The organism is Bacteroidota bacterium (assembly GCA_016195025.1).
Taxonomy (GTDB): domain Bacteria; phylum Bacteroidota; class Bacteroidia; order Palsa-948; family Palsa-948; genus Palsa-948.
In genome coordinates this window covers 23,561-43,960 of the sequence record JACQAL010000062.1, presented here as the reverse complement: position 1 = coordinate 43,960, position 20,400 = coordinate 23,561, and the positions used below count along the sequence as shown (strand labels likewise).

General features: G+C 41.8%; 17 protein-coding genes. 4 read left to right on the top strand and 13 right to left on the bottom strand.

Annotated features, from left to right (window positions below; all coding sequences use genetic code 11):
- A partial coding sequence (locus HY063_12700) for a hypothetical protein (protein ID MBI3502642.1) occupies positions 1-172 on the top strand: 172 nt, incomplete at its 5' end.
- Between the two features lie 60 nt (positions 173-232).
- Here the strand turns inward: HY063_12700 and HY063_12695 are convergent.
- The 3 genes from HY063_12695 to HY063_12685 all read right to left on the bottom strand — a co-directional run bounded on the left by HY063_12695 (position 233) and on the right by HY063_12685 (position 4,107).
- Positions 233-2,263: a collagen-like protein gene (locus HY063_12695; protein MBI3502641.1), complete on the bottom strand. Its 2,031-nt coding sequence runs from the start codon at positions 2,261-2,263 to the stop codon at positions 233-235.
- 99 nt (positions 2,264-2,362) lie between these two features.
- Positions 2,363-2,974 carry a sigma-70 family RNA polymerase sigma factor gene (locus HY063_12690; protein ID MBI3502640.1) on the bottom strand — a complete coding sequence of 204 codons (612 nt, stop codon included), beginning with the start codon at positions 2,972-2,974 and terminating at the stop codon, positions 2,363-2,365.
- Positions 2,959-4,107, bottom strand: a complete 1,149-nt coding sequence (locus HY063_12685; protein MBI3502639.1) for a glycosyltransferase — start codon at positions 4,105-4,107, stop codon at positions 2,959-2,961. The genes HY063_12690 and HY063_12685 overlap by 16 nt, the downstream gene beginning before the upstream one ends.
- A gap of 196 nt (positions 4,108-4,303) precedes the next feature.
- Here HY063_12685 and tgt point away from each other — a divergent pair, with 196 nt between their 5' ends.
- Complete coding sequence (tgt, locus tag HY063_12680) at positions 4,304-5,488, top strand: tRNA guanosine(34) transglycosylase Tgt (GenBank protein ID MBI3502638.1); 1,185 nt, start codon at positions 4,304-4,306, stop codon at positions 5,486-5,488.
- A gap of 61 nt (positions 5,489-5,549) precedes the next feature.
- On the opposite strand, the gene HY063_12675 is transcribed toward tgt, so the two are convergent.
- The 5 genes from HY063_12675 to HY063_12655 form a co-directional block, all read right to left on the bottom strand.
- Entirely contained in the window at positions 5,550-8,678 is a 3,129-nt protein-coding gene (locus HY063_12675; GenBank protein MBI3502637.1) for an N-acetylmuramoyl-L-alanine amidase, read from the bottom strand.
- Between the two features lie 260 nt (positions 8,679-8,938).
- Positions 8,939-9,268, bottom strand: coding sequence for a hypothetical protein (locus HY063_12670; protein ID MBI3502636.1), 330 nt, complete (start codon positions 9,266-9,268; stop codon positions 8,939-8,941).
- Positions 9,269-10,837, bottom strand: a complete 1,569-nt coding sequence (locus tag HY063_12665; protein ID MBI3502635.1) for a T9SS type A sorting domain-containing protein — start codon at positions 10,835-10,837, stop codon at positions 9,269-9,271.
- Positions 10,838-11,752 (bottom strand): T9SS type A sorting domain-containing protein, encoded by a 915-nt coding sequence (locus HY063_12660; GenBank protein ID MBI3502634.1) that lies wholly within the window; start codon positions 11,750-11,752, stop codon positions 10,838-10,840.
- A gap of 21 nt (positions 11,753-11,773) precedes the next feature.
- Positions 11,774-11,989 (bottom strand): hypothetical protein, encoded by a 216-nt coding sequence (locus HY063_12655; protein MBI3502633.1) that lies wholly within the window; start codon positions 11,987-11,989, stop codon positions 11,774-11,776.
- Positions 11,990-12,104: 115 nt separating this feature from the next.
- Here HY063_12655 and HY063_12650 point away from each other — a divergent pair, with 115 nt between their 5' ends.
- Entirely contained in the window at positions 12,105-12,434 is a 330-nt protein-coding gene (locus tag HY063_12650; GenBank protein ID MBI3502632.1) for a LytTR family transcriptional regulator, read from the top strand.
- A gap of 220 nt (positions 12,435-12,654) precedes the next feature.
- On the opposite strand, the gene HY063_12645 is transcribed toward HY063_12650, so the two are convergent.
- Entirely contained in the window at positions 12,655-12,957 is a 303-nt protein-coding gene (locus tag HY063_12645) for a hypothetical protein (protein ID MBI3502631.1), read from the bottom strand.
- A 215-nt stretch (positions 12,958-13,172) separates the two neighbouring features.
- Here HY063_12645 and HY063_12640 point away from each other — a divergent pair, with 215 nt between their 5' ends.
- Positions 13,173-13,922, top strand: coding sequence for a hypothetical protein (locus HY063_12640; protein MBI3502630.1), 750 nt, complete (start codon positions 13,173-13,175; stop codon positions 13,920-13,922).
- A 51-nt stretch (positions 13,923-13,973) separates the two neighbouring features.
- Here the strand turns inward: HY063_12640 and HY063_12635 are convergent, their stop codons facing one another.
- Genes HY063_12635 through HY063_12620 form a run of 4 tightly spaced genes read right to left on the bottom strand, consistent with a single transcriptional unit; the run spans position 13,974 to position 20,397 of the window.
- The gene (locus HY063_12635) at positions 13,974-16,433 is read right to left on the bottom strand and encodes a phenylalanine--tRNA ligase subunit beta (GenBank protein MBI3502629.1); all 2,460 of its coding nucleotides are present in this window, start codon (positions 16,431-16,433) and stop codon (positions 13,974-13,976) included.
- A 21-nt stretch (positions 16,434-16,454) separates the two neighbouring features.
- Positions 16,455-16,826 carry a type II toxin-antitoxin system VapC family toxin gene (locus HY063_12630; GenBank protein ID MBI3502628.1) on the bottom strand — a complete coding sequence of 124 codons (372 nt, stop codon included), beginning with the start codon at positions 16,824-16,826 and terminating at the stop codon, positions 16,455-16,457.
- Entirely contained in the window at positions 16,813-16,983 is a 171-nt protein-coding gene (locus tag HY063_12625) for a hypothetical protein (GenBank protein ID MBI3502627.1), read from the bottom strand. Before HY063_12625 ends, HY063_12630 begins: the two co-directional genes overlap by 14 nt.
- Positions 16,984-17,022: 39 nt before the next feature.
- The gene (locus HY063_12620) at positions 17,023-20,397 is read right to left on the bottom strand and encodes a right-handed parallel beta-helix repeat-containing protein (GenBank protein MBI3502626.1); all 3,375 of its coding nucleotides are present in this window, start codon (positions 20,395-20,397) and stop codon (positions 17,023-17,025) included.
- Positions 20,398-20,400: the final 3 nt, after the last annotated feature.

The window sequence follows — 20,400 nt, the reverse complement described above, 5'->3', positions numbered from 1 at the left end:
TGTGCCTTCGGCAGACCAGTTCAAATACATGGGCGATGCCAAACGCGGATTTTTCACGGTGCATTTTGAAGACAAGGATTTGCGCAAAGTGGCATGGCACAGCGCCCTCTACGAGGATTCTAAAGGAAACATTGGCGAACTATGCGCGCCCGTTCCGGTGGTGATTGGCTGAGCGGAATAAAAAAAAGCCGCCTCGAAATAGGGGCGGCTTTTTGTTTTAAGAAGGCAGGCGTCAGCGAATTCTATTTTCGAAATTCAGCGCCCCTTTGGCAGCAGGAGATGCGGTGTTCAAAGAAGCGAGATTGCTGATGATTGAACTCTTCGTGGATGCAGGAACATGCAGCCGCTCCATCAGGTAAGGTGAAACCTGCGAAGAAAGATTTGATTTCTCCTGTGAGGATTCTGTTTTCACTTTCGCCATTGCAATCCAGTCAACCGATAAATCGGAAGTTGCCATGGAGGCAGCCACTTTGAATCCCTGCGCGCTCTTCTCCGTTACGCTTAGTGTTACAGACGGATTATTGGAAGTAAGCGTGATGACAGGCAAGTTGCCGGAAGAAATTTTTCTGGCAAAGTCCTCAGAGAAATTAATCCATGTTTCAGAGCCGTTCAGGGTAGCATTTCCGAAATCACTTACGTTCACGCTGGAACTCATTCCCAGATAACTTTTGATTTCTTTGATTTCTTTCCTGTTATTTTTTACTCCCGCCAATGATAAGGTGGCAATTCCATAAATATCTACTTTATCAAATGCTTCGCCTAAAATATAATCGGGAGATTCATCTGCAATAACTCCCAAATGCATCTGGTGCCTGTATTTTACATCATTGTCAAGATTATCCTTCTCAGTAATATATTTATAGAAAGAAGGTTTTATTTTGTCAATGTCTTCCATCACCAATTCCGTTAATGCCGCATCGTCATTTACAGAATTAATATTTCTTTTTTGTTCACGCTTGGAAATCACCCAGTAATTATAGGCATTCATTCCCCACCATGCGTTAAAGAAAGGTGCGGCATAATAACCCACATACCCGGTTGCATTATTGGTGGGCTCAACAATGGGATCGGCTCCTCTGTACCAGCCAACCAACACTCTTGATGCGCCATTGGTTCCGAATGAACCGCCTCCTTGCAGAATAGTCCAGAAGTCATTTACAGGACCGTAAGTAGGATTTATGCCTGCATAGGTTCCGTCATCAAACAAGCGGCTGCAAGTTGCGCCTCCGTTATATTTTATAAGATAATTTGTAGTTGCGCATCCAACCGGACCGGTTGGACCGGTTGCGCCATTGGTTCCATTCGTGCCGTTGGTTCCGTTTGTTCCGTTTGTGCCGTTGGTTCCATTCGTGCCGTTTGTTCCGTTGGTTCCATTTGCTCCCGTAGGACCGGTAGGACCTGTTGCGCCATTAGTTCCATTGGTTCCGTTTGTTCCATTAGTTCCGTTTGTTCCGTTAGTTCCATTCGTTCCATTTGCACCGGTAGGACCCGTTACGCCATTAGTTCCGTTTGTTCCGTTAGTTCCATTCGTTCCATTTGCACCGGTAGGACCCGTTACGCCATTTGTTCCGTTTGTTCCATTGGTACCATTAGTTCCGTTGGTTCCATTCGTTCCGTTTGCACCGGTAGGACCCGTTACGCCATTTGTTCCGTTGGTACCATTGGTACCATTTGTTCCGTTGGTTCCATTCGTTCCGTTTGCACCGGTAGGACCCGTTACGCCATTTGTTCCGTTGGTTCCATTAGTTCCATTCGCACCGGCAGGGCCTGTATCTCCTGTGGGACCGGTTACTCCATTTGTTCCGTTAGTTCCATTTGCACCGGCAGGACCTGTATCACCGGTTGGACCCGTTGCTCCATTATTTCCGTTAGCGCCTGCTGCACCCGTGGGACCTTGCGGACCAGTGGCTCCGTTTGCTCCTGCAGGACCGGTGGGACCCATCGGGCCCATAGGACCGGCAGGACCAATTGCCTGCACCCATTGTGTTCCGTCCCAGTACCAGAAACCTAATCCTCCGTTCACCATAGCGGCATTGGTATTATATACCAGTAAACTTACCGCAGGGGAAGGAATAGTTACCACATCGGTGTTCGATAGCAGAGGAACTCTGGGAATCAGCAATCCCTTATTGGTGGAAAGAAGTTCCAGCAGCGCGCTGGCGTTGGGCGTGTTGGTTCCGATGCCAACATTATCCTGCGCGAATAATTTTGCGGTGAAGAAAAAATTCAGGGCGATGAAGAATACGGGTAAAAATTTTTTCATCCGGTGTTTTTTAAGAAGGTGTTTTGAGATACAAACAACAAAGGTAAAATTTATTTGAGATGAAACAAAAATATTTTGGAGAATAATTCTGCGAAAGAATTAAATTTTGTCTTCCATGCGCCTGAGGGTATGATAGAGCAGTTCGCGGGCGCGAAAAAGCTGGGCTTTCACGGTTCCTATGGGCAGTTTCAGTTCTGCGGCTATTTCTTCGTATGTTTTTTCCTGGAAATACCGCAGTTCGATTAACCTGCGGTAACGGAGCTGAAGTTTTTCCACAACTGTATGCATGAGTTTTATTTTTTGCTTCTTAATGGCTTTTTCTTCGGGGTTCAGGAAATTTGATGGCGGTTCAATGGAAACTGTGTTGCCATCCTTCGTTTCATACGTACGGTCAAGAGAAACTGCTTCTTTTCTTTTTCGGATAAAGTCAATGCAGTTGTTGGTGGCAATTTTAAAAAGCCACGTGCTGAAGGAAAAATCGGGAGTGTACTGGCTAAGATTCCGGAATGCCTTTCCGAATGCTTCAATGGTTAAATCTTCCGCGTCATCTTTATCGCGAATCATTTTCAGCAGAGTAAAAAAAATGGTATCCTTGTATCTTCCCATCAGTTCAGCAAACGCTTTCTGGTCGCCTTTTTTCAAGGCGCGCTGAATAAGTTTCCAGTCGTAAACTCCTTTGGCGGAAAGATTGCCGCTTATATTCTTTTCCATTTTTTTCTGCGGAAGAGCGCGTTTGAAATTGAAAGTGCCGGATAAAACACCAGCAAAAACAATTCTGCGAACAACGAAGTTAAGAATAAATCTTTCTCTTTTAATTGAGCAAGGGCGAACTTGAAAATTATCCATTGGGAAATTAACCGCAGCGCGAGCAATCCGAGAATAAGATATAAATCATATTCAAAAAACAGTTCATGTTTGTTCGCAATTAGTAACGCGATAAACGAAAGCCAGAAAATTGCCTGCGAAAACGGATAAAGCCCTAACCGGAATTTATCTGACAGTTTATATTCTTTCCATGTGGTGAGATGCCTTCGCTTTTGTTCAATCCAACCTTTCCAATCTTTTTTCACGCGCGATTCGGTATAACTTCCTTCCGAAAATTCCACCGCCACATTTTTTTCTGTTGCTGCTTCGTTGATGAACAAATCATCATCGCCCGATTCAATGTGGTAATGCGTGGCGAATCCTTTATGCCGGAAAAAAAGTTCTTTCTTGTAAGCGAGGTTTCTTCCGATTCCCATATACGGTTTTCCCGCCATGGCAAAAGAAAAATACTGAAGCGCAATGTGAAACGTATCGAAGCGGATTAGTTTATTCAGCAAGCCGGGAAGTTTTTCATACTTGCTGTAGCCGAGCATAATTTCTTTCCCTGCGGAAAATTTGCTCATCATTTTTTTCAGCCACTGGTTGCTGAGCGGTTTGCAATCGCCATCGGTGAGCAGCAGATAATCGTGCGAAGCGCCTTTAATTCCCACCATGAGCGCAAATTTTTTTCCGTGATAATGTTTGAGGTCTTCCTTAATCGTAATCACTTTCAGGTTGGAATATTTTTTTTCAAACTCGCGCAGCACATCGGGCGTGTTATCCCACGAGCAGTCATCTACGACCACCACTTCATACTCCGGATAATCCTGCGAGAGAATCAGCGGAAGAAATTCCGGCAGGTTATGGTCTTCGTTCTTGGCGCAAATGACAACAGAAACCGGTTGATGGTTGATGGTTGACGGTTGATGTTCCTTATAAAAAGCAAGACGCGCGAAGAAAAAAAAGTAATACCAGAGCAAAACCGCAATGGACAAACAGAAAATAATAAACACAACAAACTGCAAACTGAATTCAGGCACGGAAATATTTTTTTGGCGAAGTTAATTTCATCCGCTCTTGCGATGTAAATTATCTTTTACAGATTTTAACATTCTTCTTAACATTTTCCGGTAACGAATTAACGAATAGTTTTACGAATGTTACAAATCATACGCGAGTGAAAAAATCTTTAGATTCGTAAAATTCGTTACAGATTTGTCATTCGTAACCAGGAAAATGAAATTCAGAATTGAACATACCAATAAAGAAACAAAAGCGCGCGCGGGAGAAATAGAAACGGCTCGCGGAAAAATTCAAACGCCCGTCTTCATGCCCGTGGGAACGCGCGGCACCGTGAAAGCAGTTCACCAGCACGAACTGAAAGATGACATTGGCGCACAAATCATTTTGGGAAACACCTATCATCTCTATCTCAAGCCCGGCATTGATGTGATTGAAAAAGCAGGCGGGCTGCATAAATTCATCGGGTGGGATTTGCCCATGCTCACCGACAGTGGCGGCTTCCAGATTTTTTCGCTCGGTGATGAACGGAGAAAAAAAAATCCGGATGGTTTCAAATTGCCGAAACCAAAAATTTCGGAAGAAGGAGTAAAATTTGTTTCAGAGATTGACGGCTCCACTCATTTTTTCTCTCCCGAAAAAGCCATTGATGTTCAGCGCTCGATTGGCGCGGATATTATTATGGCGTTTGATGAATGCACGCCTTATCCCTGCGAATACACGTATGCAAAAGAAAGCATGGACATGACACATCGCTGGCTGAAGCGATGCAAAAAAAGATTTGATGAAACAGCCCCCCTCTATCCCCCCGAAGGGGGGAAGTTTGCTCAAGCGTTATTTCCCATCGTTCAGGGAAGCGTTTACAAAGATTTGAGAATTCAGTCCGCAGAATTTATTTCTTCCATGAACTTTGAAGGCAATGCAATTGGCGGTTTATCGGTAGGCGAAGAGGAAGAAGAAATGTTTTCCATGGCGGAAATTGTCTGCGGCATTCTTCCGAAAGAAAAACCGCGCTACTTAATGGGCGTGGGAACTCCCGCGCAACTTTTGGAATGCATTGCGCTTGGCATTGACATGTTCGATTGCGTGATGCCCACGCGCAACGCGCGCAACGGAATGCTTTTTACTTCGCAGGGAACAATTTCCATCCGCAATGCGAAATATAAAGATGACTTTTCTGCTATAGATGAAAACGGAACTTCTTTCGTAGATAAAAATTATTCCAAAGCATACCTGCGCCACTTAAACATGGCGGATGAAATGCTCGCTTCACAGATTGCCAGCATTCACAACCTCGCATTTTATGCTTCGCTCATGCGCGAAGCACGGAAAAAAATTATTGACGGAACTTTTTCGGAATGGAAAAATAAAACGGTGAAGCAGTTGAATTATAAATTATGAGAATATAAATAAAAGAAGCAACCGGAATTGCCGATTGCTTCTTCTGAAAGAATTATTTTTCCTACCGCACAATCAATCGCTGCGTAAACGATTTATCGTTTACAATTCCCTGCAGAATGTACATTCCATTCTGAAGTTTTTCATCAAACGGAAGCGTAAATTCTCCTACTGAAACAATTAGTTGCCTGGAGAAAATTTCCCTTCCGGTCATGTCATAAATTTTTACGCTCATTGCATTATCACCGGCAACCGAAAATTTTCCGTGAAGCGTAATTCCGTCAAAGGGATTCGGATAAACCACAAGAGAATTTTCCGCGGCAACTTCAACCGGAGAATTTTTTTCTTCTTCAGCAGTTGATGCGTCTCTTTGGGAAATAATGGGCGGAGCCGCAGGAATGCAGGAAGTAATTCCGCTTCCGCCAATGGCATTCAGTTTTGTGGAGCCGATGGAGTTGATTTGTGAAACAGAGGGAATGGTTCCCTGCCCGTAGCCGGAGTTCGGGAAAATCACATAGTCAATAATTCCCGATGAAGTTCCGCCCGTGCGCGCGTTGGAATTTATTCCGAGTTGATTCGCAAGATAAATGGAGCCCTCTCCCAATTTTCCGGAAGGACCGCCATCGGCAAAAATCGCGTAGCAACTTTTTCCGTTCGAAGTGTTGTACACATACGCCACATCGCCCAACTTCACGCCCATGGAAGTAATTGCCGAAGGAAGCACAAAAAACGGAACGACTTCGGAGTTTACATAGTGCTGGGTTTTTGTGGAAGAGTAGGCACTGTTCACAAGTGAAGTGGTGGAAACATATAATCCCGGATACGGGTCGCTCGAAGTTTGAATAATCGGGTTGCCGTATGAATCGGTAACAACTCCCCACCAGTTTCCGGGATAGCCGGCATTGGCGGTGTAATCCAAACCCGAATCATTCGGACCATAAGCGCGCGGGCTTCCATCGGCATCAATCGCCATCTTGGCGCGGAACATAATGGCTCCCGAGTTATGCTGGTACACATCAAATCCTTCAATCGTGGTCTTGTAAGTTTTGGTGCAGTTCACAGCGGGTGGCGGAGTTGAAGACGGAGCCGTTACGCACACATTAAAGGTGTTCGTTGTTGGAGAAGAAGAGCCGTAAGGATAAATGCGGATATAATAAGCAGAGCCAACCGTTAATCCGCTTGCAGAAATTTTTTCCGTTCCACCGGGACCGCCTCCGTTATCCGAACATCCGATTTGGCTTCCGCTGCAGGAAGTATATAAAGACAAAACCGCGTCCAAGCCGGAGGAAGGAGTGCAGGTAATTGTATGCGTAGTTGCTGTGGCGGTGAATTTATACCAAACATCTTTCAGCGAAGAATAACTGGAAGCATCGCAACTTGCTTTTGAAAGCCCGCTCACGGTTGCATTTGCAAGCGTTCCCGAAGTGGAAACACAACTGGTGTTGGGCGTGAGCGCAATGGCATTCGAACAATTATCATTCGAAGGAGCAGTGGATGCAGGCGGAGCAGTTATGCAGATATTAAATGTGGTAGTGGAAGGCGTGGATGAACCATAACTATACACGCGGATGAAATAGGTGGAGCCAACCGTTAATGCACTTGCAGAAATTTTTTCCGTTCCACCGGGACCACCGCCATTATCTGAACATCCGATTTGATTTCCGCTGCAGGAAGTATATAAAGAAAGAACGCCATCCATTCCTGATGAGGGAGTTAATGTTATCGTGTGCGTAGTTGCAGTGGCGGTAAATTTATACCACACATCTTTCAGCGCGGGAGTTCCAGAGTAAACATCGCAACTTGCTTTTGAAAGTCCGCTCTGCGTTGCGCCTGATACATCGCCCGAAGTGCTGACGCAAGTTGTGCCCGGAGTAAGCGTTTGCGCTGCGGAACAATTATCATTCGCGGGAGCAGTAGAGGGCGGAGGCGAAGAACCGTTCAGCAAATTATAATACGTATACCAGTTCCAGTTTGGTCCCGGGTCATCGTGGTTGGAATTGGGATAATGCTGATGGCCTTTTATTCTGTAAGAAGTGGAGAGGAGGCAGATTCCATTGCAGGAAGGACCGTTCCAGCAAGTGGCGGGATTGATTCCATAGCCGCTGTTGCAAATATCTTTTACAAGATTGGCGGAAGAATTATACATGGCAGTGGTGTACCAGCCGGTTTTCGCCTGGTAGCCCTCGTGTTCAATTCCGATGGTGTAACCATTTTCTGTTCCCACGTGCCACGCCTTATTTTTTTCCAGCACCATTTGCGTTACCTGCCCATCGGAAGAGCGCAGCACATAATGCGCAGAAACAGAGGACGAGCAATCCTGAAACCAGGCAATCGCGCCTGCGTAACTTCCCTCCGTGTCGTGAATAACTACGGCAGAAATTGCAACACTTCTTCCCACCGTATAATTGCAGCTTGCAGCCGCATTCCAGATGGCAGGAGCATAATCGGTGGATTGGGTTACCGGCAAATCATTTTTCAAATTATTCTGCGGAATAGAATTATCATATTCATATTCATTTCCGTTTTCATTGGTTATTTTATAATCGCTTGCTTTTATATGAGAGGAAGAAAGCACTTTGTAATTTTCTTTGCCGAAAACTTTTTCAAGATTGATGCTGTACTGCGGAAAATTATATTGCTTCGAATTATTTTTATCATTGAGAAAATTCAAAACGGAATATAAATTAGTATTCATCGTAAAATTATCCTGCAAAGAACCGCTGTTCGGAAGTTCACTTAAATAAATAATCACCGGAAGTTGTGATTCCACTGTTGATTTTCCATTGGGAAGATTGCCGTTGGGTGAAAAGTTGTTCTGCGCCTGCGCATAAGCCGCTGCATAGGCGAGAATATTTTTTTCCGCGTCATTCAGCATATCGTTCACTGCAATGCCCGACATCTGCGAAACAGTTACCAGATTGTTTCTGAAAACATTTTTCCCGTCTTTCACCAGTCCCATCACGCCATAATAATAAGGAAGCCCCGCGCAACTCTCCGCATCGCCCGGGTTATGCGTGATGTTCTGAATATGCGTGTTCGTGTATGCCACCGCTTCCAGCACTCCGCGCGGAATGGAAGGATACTGCTGGTACGCTTTTTCAAAATAAGCGCTGTAGTTTTCCGGAGAAGAAATTTTGTTTTCTGAAAAAGCGAGAATTGGCAGTGCCAGTAAGAAGAGTAATGCTTGTTTCATGTCAGTGGTGTTTAAAATTTGTAGTGTAAAGGAAAGGGTTCAAAAACCGAAAAGCAAATTTACCTGGTTCAAAACTTAGAAATCTAATTCAGGGAAAATAGGAAATCTTGATTCGCAAAATGATAACTTTCGCTGTTGAGCACTATCGTTGAATAATAATCTTCTTTGTAATAATTCCCTCTCTCAAATAGCTCACATCTATTTTTATTTACTATTGAGCAGGCGGAGCCACCTATGGTGGACAGTTGAAGAAAATAATTTTATTGAGTAGGAATAGGAGTGTTTTTAGGAACATAAGAAGCAGGCGCGGGTTGTGGCGGAGCAGTGCCTGTATAGAAGAAGGGATTTAAAGGGCAGTCCTGCACGTCAATCAACACGGTTGAATTATTATCAATGCTGAATCCTTCATTCAGCAATACATTAACAAAAAGAGTATCATTAGTAATTGACCACGGGTTTGTTGAAGGATTAGCCAACCATAATTCTCCGGCATAAGTCCCCGGCAAAGAATCAGCGGGCTGCATTTGGCTATAACAGCAGTAGGCAGTGGGCAGTAGGCAGTAGGCAATTAATACAAATACCTTTTTCATTTAATGCTGGATGATTATTTTTTTTGTTGCAGTTCCCTGCTCTGTTTTTACTCTGACGAAATAAATTCCATCACTTAAACCGCTCACAGTTATTTGCGTTAACTGATTGTTGCTTTTTACATTTTCAATTGCTTGCGTTCCGTAAACATCAACTAAATTGATTTCAATTTCATCTTTGTTTTTTGATGTTGTCTCTAAATAAAACTTATTTTGCACGGGATTAGGATATATGTTTAGGTCAGCATTTATTGAATAATCAGTTCCAATACCCGCATTTGAACAAAGCGAAGATTCGACTCCGCCCGTACTAACAATAGTTGCAGGTGAGGTTACAATTGTGGAAACATTTGTTTGCGTACTGCCAGCACTTACAGTAGTTACAGGAATGACTACAATAGTATTTGGTGAAGTTTCATTGCAATAAGAGTTTCCGTTAGAATCGGTTTTGATTAAATAAACATCAGTTAACCCAGAACCAAAATTTTCTGTAAACCCTGTTAAAACATAACCTCCATCACTGGTTTGCTGAGCAGAATAACAAAAATCATCACTTGTTCCTCCAAATGTTTTTGACCAAAGATTACTACCGTTAGCATCGGTTTTAAATAAATATACATCCCAACCGCCAAATCCAAAACTCCAGGTACGACCTGCCACAACAAATCCACCATCGTTTACCTCCTCAACGGAATAGCCAAATTCATTGCCTAATCCACCAAAGGTTTTTGCCCAGAGTGCGTTGCCATTTGCATCAGTCCTGATTAAATAAACATCTACATGATCTATATAATTTGGCACGGTTACAGTATCTCTGTATCCTACTATAATAAATCCCCCATCGCTCGTCTGCTTAACCATATTGCCTTCAGCATTTACCCATGTAGGTCCTCCAAATGTTTTGGTCCAAAGTTGATTTCCGGTAGCATCAGTCCTGATTAAATAAACAACATTGCCGGTATACCCTGTAGCAATAAAACCTCCATCGCTGGTTTGTTGTACTGAATAACCGTTGCCGTCACCATAGGTGCTTGTCCAAAGTATGTTCCCGTTTGCATCAGTATTTACTAAATATACTTGATAAAAAGAACCGCCAAAACTATCTGTATATCCCGTAACAATAAACCCCCCTCCATTGGTCTGCCGAACGGAATAACCTTCTTCATCAAGTGTTCCTCCAAAGGTTTTTGTCCAAAGCATGTTCCCGTTTGCATCAGTCCTGATTAGATAAACGTCTCTATTGCCATTGCCAAAACTCTCCGTAAATCCTGATACAATAAATCCTCCATCAGCTGTTTGTTCAACAGAATAACCCACATCGTCACTTGTTCCTCCATAAGTTTTTGTCCAAAGTGTATTGCCATTTGAATCAGCCCTGATTAAATAGACATCAATACCACCATTGCCAAAACCCCAAGTATATCCTGTCACTATAAATCCACCATCGCTGGTTTGCACAACAGAGCGCCCAACATCACTATCTGTTCCACCAAATGTCTTCTGAAAAGTAATTTGTGCAAAGCACATGTAAGAATTGACAAGCAAGAGGTAAGAAGAAAATACCTTTTTCATTTAATGCTGGATGATTATTTTTTTGCTTGCAGTTCCGTCTTCAGTTTTTATTTGTACAAAATAAATTCCGTCTTTCTGATTACTTAAGTCAATTGTAGTTGTTTCAGAATTAATACTTGCAAAGTATATCCTTTCTCCAAGTAGATTAAAAACTTTAATAGTATTTATTTCTTTCCATCCTTTTTGAATTACAAAAATGCCATTTGATGGATTGGGAAAAATTCTTAATTCTCTATTTAAATTGCTCTCTTCAACTCCTGCTGAGCAACTTCCATAAGAACAAGTCCCAAATGTTGTTTGAGTATTATCCGTGAAACAATCTAAATAAAAGGAGTCGCCAAACCCTACTAAATATGTAAGGCAGCCATAATCAGTGTACCATCCATATCTCATATCTCCTACGCCTTCAACCCAAGTAATATGCGGCTGTACATTATTATAAAAAGCACTAAAAAAAATTCTTTTCCTTTGCTTGCTCCCTAATGTAATAGTATCAACGCTGTCAATTGCACATTTATATGATGGTTGGGATAAGCAGTATTTCGTATAAAAAATAAAAGAATCTCCTTTTGCTAAATTGAAATCAAAAGTCAATTTCATTGAATCAGGATTATTTCCAATATAAACTTTGTTAGAATCATAGTAAATAAAATTCCAAAAACTATAACAAGATAAAGAAGAATCAAGTAAATGAGTATTTGAACTGTATAACCTGCCATAATTTTTACCGTTAATAACAGTGTCATTTTTTAATATAAACTGATAATAAGTAGTTACTAAGTGTGGTGGCGGATTTTGCCAAATGTCTGATTCTTGCAACCATTGAGAATTAGTAGGAGCAAATTGTCCTCCGGTAATTTGTGCTGCACAAAAATTTGCAGTTGCAATTGCTATTATACTTAATATCTTTTTCATCTCTCTACTATTTCAACAAAGTTACTTATTCTTCAGCATCTTCTTCGTATCAACCATTTTTCCGTTCACAATGAGCGAATAAGAATAAACGCCTGATGAAAGATTGATGGCTGAAATATTCAACTGCCCCATTCCTTTTTCTTCCACTTTAAATTGGTTGAGTTTGCTGCCGAACTCATCGAGAAAAATAATTCGCTTCCCCTTACCACTTACTAAAAAAATCCCGCCACTTATCATTTTGGTTCAAACTTTGTTTAGTGTTGTTCGTTGCAATAATAATAAAAGTTATACGTTGTTCTTTTTTAAATACCCATGATGGAAAAAGAATTGGCAAAAAAAATTTGCTATGGAAATGGAAAAGAAAATTCCGCTTCACGAACTCGGGCGCACCTCGTATGTTTTTCCTTCCTGCATTGAATTTATTGAAGCCGATGGCTCTTACGTTACCTTTCATTTTACAAACGGCAAACCTCCTAAAACAATCACCGCTACGCTGAAGCAGTATTGCCAGCTTCTGAAAGCGTGCGGATTATTTTGCTCCGTTCACCGTTCCTACTTTGTAAACGTGAATGAAATAGATGGCTTCGATAATTCTCATTACCTTATTATGAACAGCAAAAAACCCGTCCCCATTACCGAAGAAGGAAGAAAAAATCTTGCTCAAATGGGTTTTTCTCTATAGCAGCGCGCTTCTTATCCGAATCATTTCACAAACCGAAACATGCTTTTGGCAAACCTAAAGCGCAGTTTCACAAACTGCGCGTATCAATGTGTCTGTTTTTACGTTCAACTATATAGAATCAGAAACCAAACGGAAAAACAGAAATGAAAACACAGGCAACAGATACAAAAGACAAGAAAGGAGCAGACGCAAAAGTTGCTGATGCCCCGGATTCATCAGTTCAGCACGTGTACTCAGCGCCTGAGAACACGTCCTCAGTTCCTGAGTACACGTCCCCAGTACCGCAGCACACGTTCCCAGTACCGCAGCACACGTTCCCAATACCGCAGTACACGTTCCCAATACCGCAGTACACATCCTTAGTACCGAAGAACACGTTCTCAGTACCGAAGAACACGTTCTCAGTACCGCAGTACACGTTCTCAGTACCGAAGAACACGTCCTTAGTACCGCAGAACACGTCCTCAGTACCGAAGAACACGTCCTTAGTATCGAAGTACACGTCCTTAGTATCGAAGTACATGTCCCCGGAAGCGAAAATCGGGTCAATTTTACACTCATCTTATAAATATAGGACTTACGCAAAACGGTGTCATTCCGAGCGAAGCGAGGAATCTCCTTTGTGCCAAACATACGAGATTTCTCCCTATGGTCGAAATGACAATACTCACTAAACTTCTGCGTAAGTTCTGAAATAATCGAAAAATTAATCAAACATAAACCTTTAAATTTTTCAAAATGAAAAAAACACAATTTCAAGTAACTCAGATTCGGGATGAATTTGGTTACAAACACATCCTTCTGCTGGCAATTACTCCCGCTCTGCCTGTGGTAACCGAAAAACGGGCGGTGGCAGTATTGCACTTGCGTAAATTGAAAACCCTAAGCGGCTACCGGAACAAAATGGAACTCATCCGAACCAGCATGCGGGATAAGCCGGGCGTTTTTATTCCTGCTAATCTTCCCGTTGCGGTGGCAGATACCGGAACATTTGACAACACTATAAAGGCGTATGATGTGGCTGCAAACACTGCGCTGAGCAAGGCGAGGGGAACTGCCGCTGCGCGCACGGTGGCGAAAAAACCAATGACCAACCAGATGCACCTGCTCCAGGGCTATGTGCAGGGGCTGGCGGATGACCTCAACAACACCGAAAAAGCAGTGGCGCTGATTGAAAGTTCGGGCTTTGATGTGGAACTCCGCACCCCGCACAGCAAAGATGATTTCACGGCAACGAACACCAAGGTGAAAGGCACGGTGAAACTTGCGGTGAATGTGAAAAAAGTGATGCACGGGGAAAAACGCTTTTCCGTTCAGTGGCAGCTGACGCTGGATAAAATAACCTTCACCGATTTGCCCGTTACCACTAAAGGAACCACCAAAGTGCCGGGGCTCACGCACGCAACCACCTATTTCTTCCGCTTTCAGGTAACGCTCAAAGACGGAGCGCACGGCTGGAGCCAGTGGCTGGAACTGTTGGTGGATTGAGTGAAGTTGAGCGAATAAAAAATCCTTCTCTGCAAAAATGGGGAGGATTTTTTATTTCCGTATTTCCGCTCCGGCTTTTTCTTTATAGGTTTTCATTAATTTTTCCATCACGCTGTCCACTTCTTTGTCGGTAAGCGTGGCATTTTCATCCTGCAGAATAAAACTCAGCGCGTAGGATTTTTTCCCTGATTCGATTTTGTCGCCTTCATACACATCGAACAGGTTCACATTCTTCAGAAGATTTTTTTCGGTTTGGTAGGCGAGTGATTCCAGCAAATCATATTTCATGTTTCTGTCAACCACCAATGCCAAGTCCCTTCTCACTTCAGGGAACTTTGGAATTTCTTTAAATTGAATGGAAATATTTTTTGACAAATCAAGAATAATATCCCAGTTGAAGTCAGCATAAAAAACATCCTGTTTAATATCAAACTTTTTTAGAAAAGATTTTTTTACAAAACCAAGTTCAACAATTTTTTTATTTTTTGATTCATAAGATAAACCGGAAGAAAGAATTTCCGAACTCATTTCAGAAACCTGCTCTGCTTCAATTCCGACTCTCTCCAAAACATTTTCCACAAAAGATTTCAGATGAAAAAAATCTATGCTCCCCTGCTGGGCATTCCAACTTTCATTTTGCTTTCTTCCGCAGAGAAATAATGCGAGATGATTTGTTTCGATAAAGTTTTCTTCTTCTTTTGACTTTTGATTTTTGACTTTTGACTTACTATACGTTTTTCCAAATTCAAAAAGTTTCAAATCAGAATTTTTTCTGTTCTGGTTGTACGCAATTGCTTCCAGCCCGCTGAAGAAAAGCGTGGAGCGCATCACATTTAATTCGGGGCTGAGAGGGTTGAGCAGTTCAATTGCATTTTCTTTTTCCGATGAAAGCAAATCAAGATAGCCGGAATTTGTGAGCGAGTTGGACATAATTTCCGTGAAGCCCATTCCGCAGAGTAAGTCAGAAATTATGTTGCGAAGTTTTTCCGCATCGGGTTTTGTGATATATGAAAGAGATGAGCGGACAGCCGAAGGAATTTTAATATTGTTGCATCCGTAAATGCGGAGAATTTCTTCTACAATGTCGTGCTCGCCTTCCACATCGGTTTTAAAAGTCGGAACTGCGAGCAGAAGCGTTTCGCCTCCTTCGGTTACAATTTCTATTTGCAGAAGATTTAAAATCCGTTTGAGTTGCGCGCGGTCAATTTGTTTTCCAAGCAGCGTGTCGCAGTAATGAAAAGAGAAAGCGATTTTCTTTTCTTCAATCGGTTTCGGATAAATATCTGCAATGTCGGAAGAAATTTTTCCTCCGGCAATTTCTTTAATGAGCAATGCGGCTCTTTGCAAAGCATAAACGGTAATGTTCGGGTCGGTGCCGCGCTCGAAACGAAAAGATGCATCGGTTTTTAGTGCGTGATGTTTTGCTGTTTTGCGGATGGAAGCAGGGGAGAAGTAAGCGCTCTCCAGAAAAATAGTTGTCGTTTCTCTGGTGATTCCGGATTTCATTCCTCCGAAAACTCCTGCAATGCACATTGGCTCTTTTGCGGAGCAAATCATTAAATCATCCGCAGTAAGTGTTCTTTCAATTCCATCGAGCGTTGTGAATTTTGTTCCGGCAGAAAGTTTTTTTACAATAACTTTTTTCCCGTCTATTTTATCTGCATCAAATGCGTGCAGCGGCTGGCCGATTTCGTGCAAAATAAAATTGGTTGCATCCACAATATTATTTATCGGTTTCAAGCCGATGGACTGCAATCTTTTTTTCAGCCAGTCGGGAGATTCTTTTACGGTTATTCCGCTTATTATAATTCCCGAATATCGCGGACATGCTTCTGCATCTTCAACCTTAACTTCAATTTTTAGTTTGTTATTTTCTGCTGCAAACTCATTCACCGAAGGCACATTCAATTCAAATTTATTTTCAGGAAGATTCCAATTTAATTTCGCGAACAAATCTTTTGCAACTCCAATATGCGAAGCGGCATCGGCACGGTTGGGCGTTAATCCGATTTCAAGAATGTAATCTGATTCTATTTTGAAATATTCTTTTGCGGGAGTTCCTACTTTCACTTTTGCATCCAGCACCAAAATTCCTTCGTGCGATTCACCAAGTCCGAGTTCATCTTCTGCGCAAATCATTCCCTCTGATATTGCTCCGCGGATTTTTGCTTTCTTCAACGTGATGGGTTCACCTTTTGTCGGATATAAAGTTGTTCCGGCAGTTGCCACAATTACTTTTTGTCCTGCGGCAACATTAGGTGCTCCGCAAACAATATTGAGAAGAGTTCCTGTGCCGATGTCAACAGTGGTGACGCTTAACCTGTCCGCATCGGGATGTTTTTCTTTTGTCTTCACTTCACCGATGATGCAACCTTCGAGTCCGCCTTTCACCGCTTCAAATTTTTCTACGCTTTCTACTTCCAATCCTGAATCGGTCAATAGTTCGGCAGTTTTCTCCGGGGAAATGTCAAGAGGAATATATTGCCTGAGCCAGTTGAAGGAAATTTTCATAAGATCAGCAAAAATAAAAATTTAGAGCGCGTAATGTATCAATTCCAATTCCTTAATCCGCCTGAAATCGCTGTCAGCAGAAATGAGCGGAAGTCCGAGATAAATAGCAGTTGCTCCTATTATAGCATCGGGAAGTTTTAAAGAAGAGTTTTTTCTGATTTCTACAGATTTCTTTTTAATGGAATCATTGATGTCAATGATTTTGCATTGAGAAAGAAATTGCTCGGCTTTAGCAAGGTCTGATTTGGAAAATTCACGAAAACTTAAAACCTCTAATTCGGTAATAAAGGATACATACACTTGTTTTTCGGAAAGTATTTCTGCAAGACGTTCGTCACCGTTAAACAAATACAGGATTATATTTGTATCGGCTACGAGATTATTCCCATTCATTTCTTAAATCCTTTTGGATTTGCAAGGCATCGCGTTTGAGATGAATTATTCCGCAATATTTTCTTGCGTTCAGCCCTTTTTTCTTTTTGCTGAAAAGACGGGAAAGAAGTTTTTCCACTTCCCTGAGAGATGAATTTTTATTTATTGTGAGAACCATGTTAAAAGTATTGTGATACAAAGATACGAAATGAAAATCTTACTGGAGAATTAATTTTCTTGTAACAACTCCCGCCTCTGAAATTACTTTAATGAAATAAATTCCCTTGGAGGTTTTGCTTAAATCAATTTCTGACTTGCTTGAATTTATTACCGATGAGTAAATTTTTTCTCCCAAGAGATTTGTAATTTCAACGGCTGTCACCTTGAGCAAAGTCGAAGGGTCTGCAAATTGAATGGTAAAAATTCCGGTTGTTGGATTGGGAGAAATAATAATTTCTTCACTATTAAAATAAGTTTGCACTCCCGTACATAAATCTACAAATACATGCGCGGTATCGCTGTTGGTACAGTTGTTTGCATCGGTGTAGGTGTAAATAATATTGTGCAATCCATTGCCTGCCATACTTGGATTAAAATTTCCAGCGCTTACTCCTGCTCCTGAATAAATCCCTCCGTTTGGTGAACCTCCTGTAAGGGCGTATGCTCCTGAACTTATACAAACTGTATCGGGGTTGAGGGAAAGGGAAACGGATGGTAAGGAATTTATTGTAAGTGCTGTTACAATAACACTATCACACCCATTCACCGTTTGCAAAGTATCATTGTATGTTCCTGCTGTTGTTTGATAATTACCTCCAACCAAGATGCTATCACCATTACAAATGGAAACATTTTGATTTGTAAGAACTGAAGGAAATTGTGAAATTGTAACACTGTCAGAAGAAGTACAGCCATTCGCATCTGTTACTGTTACCGAATAATTTCCTGCTGCCAAATTATTTGCTTGCTGAGTAGTTGCATTGTTGCTCCATAAATACGTATAGGGAAAGGTGCCGCCAGATACAGATGCGGTCGCTGTTCCTGTTGGAGAAGAGCAATTAGTTTGAGTGGTAGAAGTAGTTACGTTGGGATTAGATTTTTGTGTAACAGAAACAGTTGCTGTTTTTGTACAGCCATAGCTGTCAGTTACAACTACCGTATAACTGCCGGCAGCAAGTGCTGTTGCCACCGAAGTAGTTTGCCCATCGCTCCATAAATAAGTATAAGGAGAGGCGCCACCCAATGCGGTGGCTGCTGCTGTTCCGGTCGAAGGCGAGCAATTAGTTTGAGTGGCAGAAGTGGTTACATTGGGGCTGGGCTTTGGTGTAATATAAGCAATTGCATTTTTTGTACACCCGTTTGCATCCGTAATTGTAACGGTATAATTTCCTGTGCCAAGCCCTGTGGTCACTGAAGTTGTTTGGCCATTGTTCCATATAAAAGTATAAGGTGAAGTTCCACCCGAAGGAGAAGCAGAAGCAGTTCCTGTATTTGCGTTACATGCTGTTTGGACAGATGTCATGCTTATAATAAGATTGGGTTGTGTAATGGTAACGATACCCGTCTTTGAACAGTTACCTGCATCCGTTACAATAACTGTATACGTTCCAGCTGAAAGGCCTGTAACTGCAGAAGTAGTTTCTCCGCTGCTCCAACTATATGTATAAGGAGGTGTGCCGTTACTTACTGTGACAGTTGCTGCACCGTTGCCATTACCAACGCAATAAATATTTTGCTGAATAGAGAGTGAAACTAAAAACGGCAGCCCGTTTTGATCTTCATACGCACCCATATCTATCCTGCAAACTACTACGCGTGGATTTCCTCCTAAATCACTGGCAGGATAAAAACCGATTGTGTTGTTCGGATCTCCCATATCAATACAGGGAGAAGTAGTTTGAAGATGCCAGTTTGCAATAAGCCCGTTGAAACCTGTGCCAGCACCCGCTGAAGGAGCAACAAAAAGAGGAACAGAATCTATGTTGTTAGTATAAGAACCCGAATAAGTTCCCGAGTTATTATAAATAGCCGCGCTGCTTCCCTGAATATCACAATAAGAAAAAGATGGATTGCTCAAACTATCATATAAATAAATATTTGCTCCATTGCCGCTGGAGGCGGTGTTACCATATAGAATACAATTAATAAAATCCGGGTCAGAATTATTCTTGAAAAATAATCCTCCACCTCCTCCGCTTGTTCCAGTTGCATCATTATTTGCAATGGTACAATTAGTAACTGTAGGACTACCTAAAAAATAAATTCCTCCGCCTCCTTCACTTGAACTGAATGCGGTATTATTAATAATAGCACAATTTGTGATGGCACCAGAAGAAGAATAAACTCCGCCACCGTAAGAAGAAGAATTATTGCTGATAATACAGTCAGCAATGGTATCCATGCCTCCGTAAATACCGCCACCGTAAGAAAAAGAAGAAATAGAAAAATTGTTGCTGATTGTGGAATTAGTAATAGTACCACCATAGGAACTACAATCAATTCCGGCACCATAGCGCGAAGTGTTATTATTAATGATGCAATTAGTAATGACAGGGCCTGAGTGCAAAGAACCAAAATAAATCCCTCCGCCACCGGAAGAAGATGAGTTGTCTTGGATGGTACAGTTAGTAATAAATCCTCCTGCAAAATTAGAATACGCCCAAGAAGAAAAATAAATTCCTCCGCCATAAGAATAATAAGCATTCGAGCAAGTGTTGTTGCTAATGGTGCAGTTAGTAATAGTACCACCGGTGGGAGGTGGAAATGCGGCACTTAAATCAAAATAAATCCCACCACCATAAGAAGAAGAATAAAGAGAATTAGAAGAAAAAGCAGAGGCGGTGTTATTGCTAACGGTGCAGTTAGAGATAGTGGCTAAAAAAGAAGTTATAAAATAAATTCCTCCACCATAAGAATAAGAACCATAAGAATTAGAAGAAGACGAAAACACTGAGTTGTTGCTAACAGTACAGTTAGAGATGGTGCCCGAAAAAGAACTAAAATAAATCCCGCCACCGTAAGAATAAGTATTAGAATTGGCGGAAGAAACCGAGGCGGTATTATTGCTGACAGTACAGTTAGAAATGGTGCCATTAGAAGAATTAAAACAAATCCCGCCTCCTCCGGAAGAGAAATTATTTGTAATCATGCAATTTGCAATTCTGATTTTAGAAAAATTATTTACCATAATTGCTCCCCCATACAAATCATTTCCGGTTCCGGTGTTTGCTTTTCCATATTGCAGTTTACAATAAACAAAAAGAGAAGAGTCTTGGGTTACTAAAATGCTGTCATAACGCATTCCCCACCATCCAATCGATGTATCAGCAGCAGTAAAAACAACCGTATCGCTTGATGTTCCTGCCGCAAACACCCTGCCTCGCACATTAAATTTATAATGCCCTTGAAAAACAATATTCACTCCGGGTTGTATTGTAAGAGTAGAGTCTTTTGGAACAGTAATGTGTCCGCTCACATTATACGGAGAGCCAGCAAGCGTCCAAGCTCCATATACATTTCCTCCGGGAACATTTGTTTGTGCACCCGCACCTACATAGTAAAAAATAAAAAGAGAAAGTAATTTTGTTTTCAATAG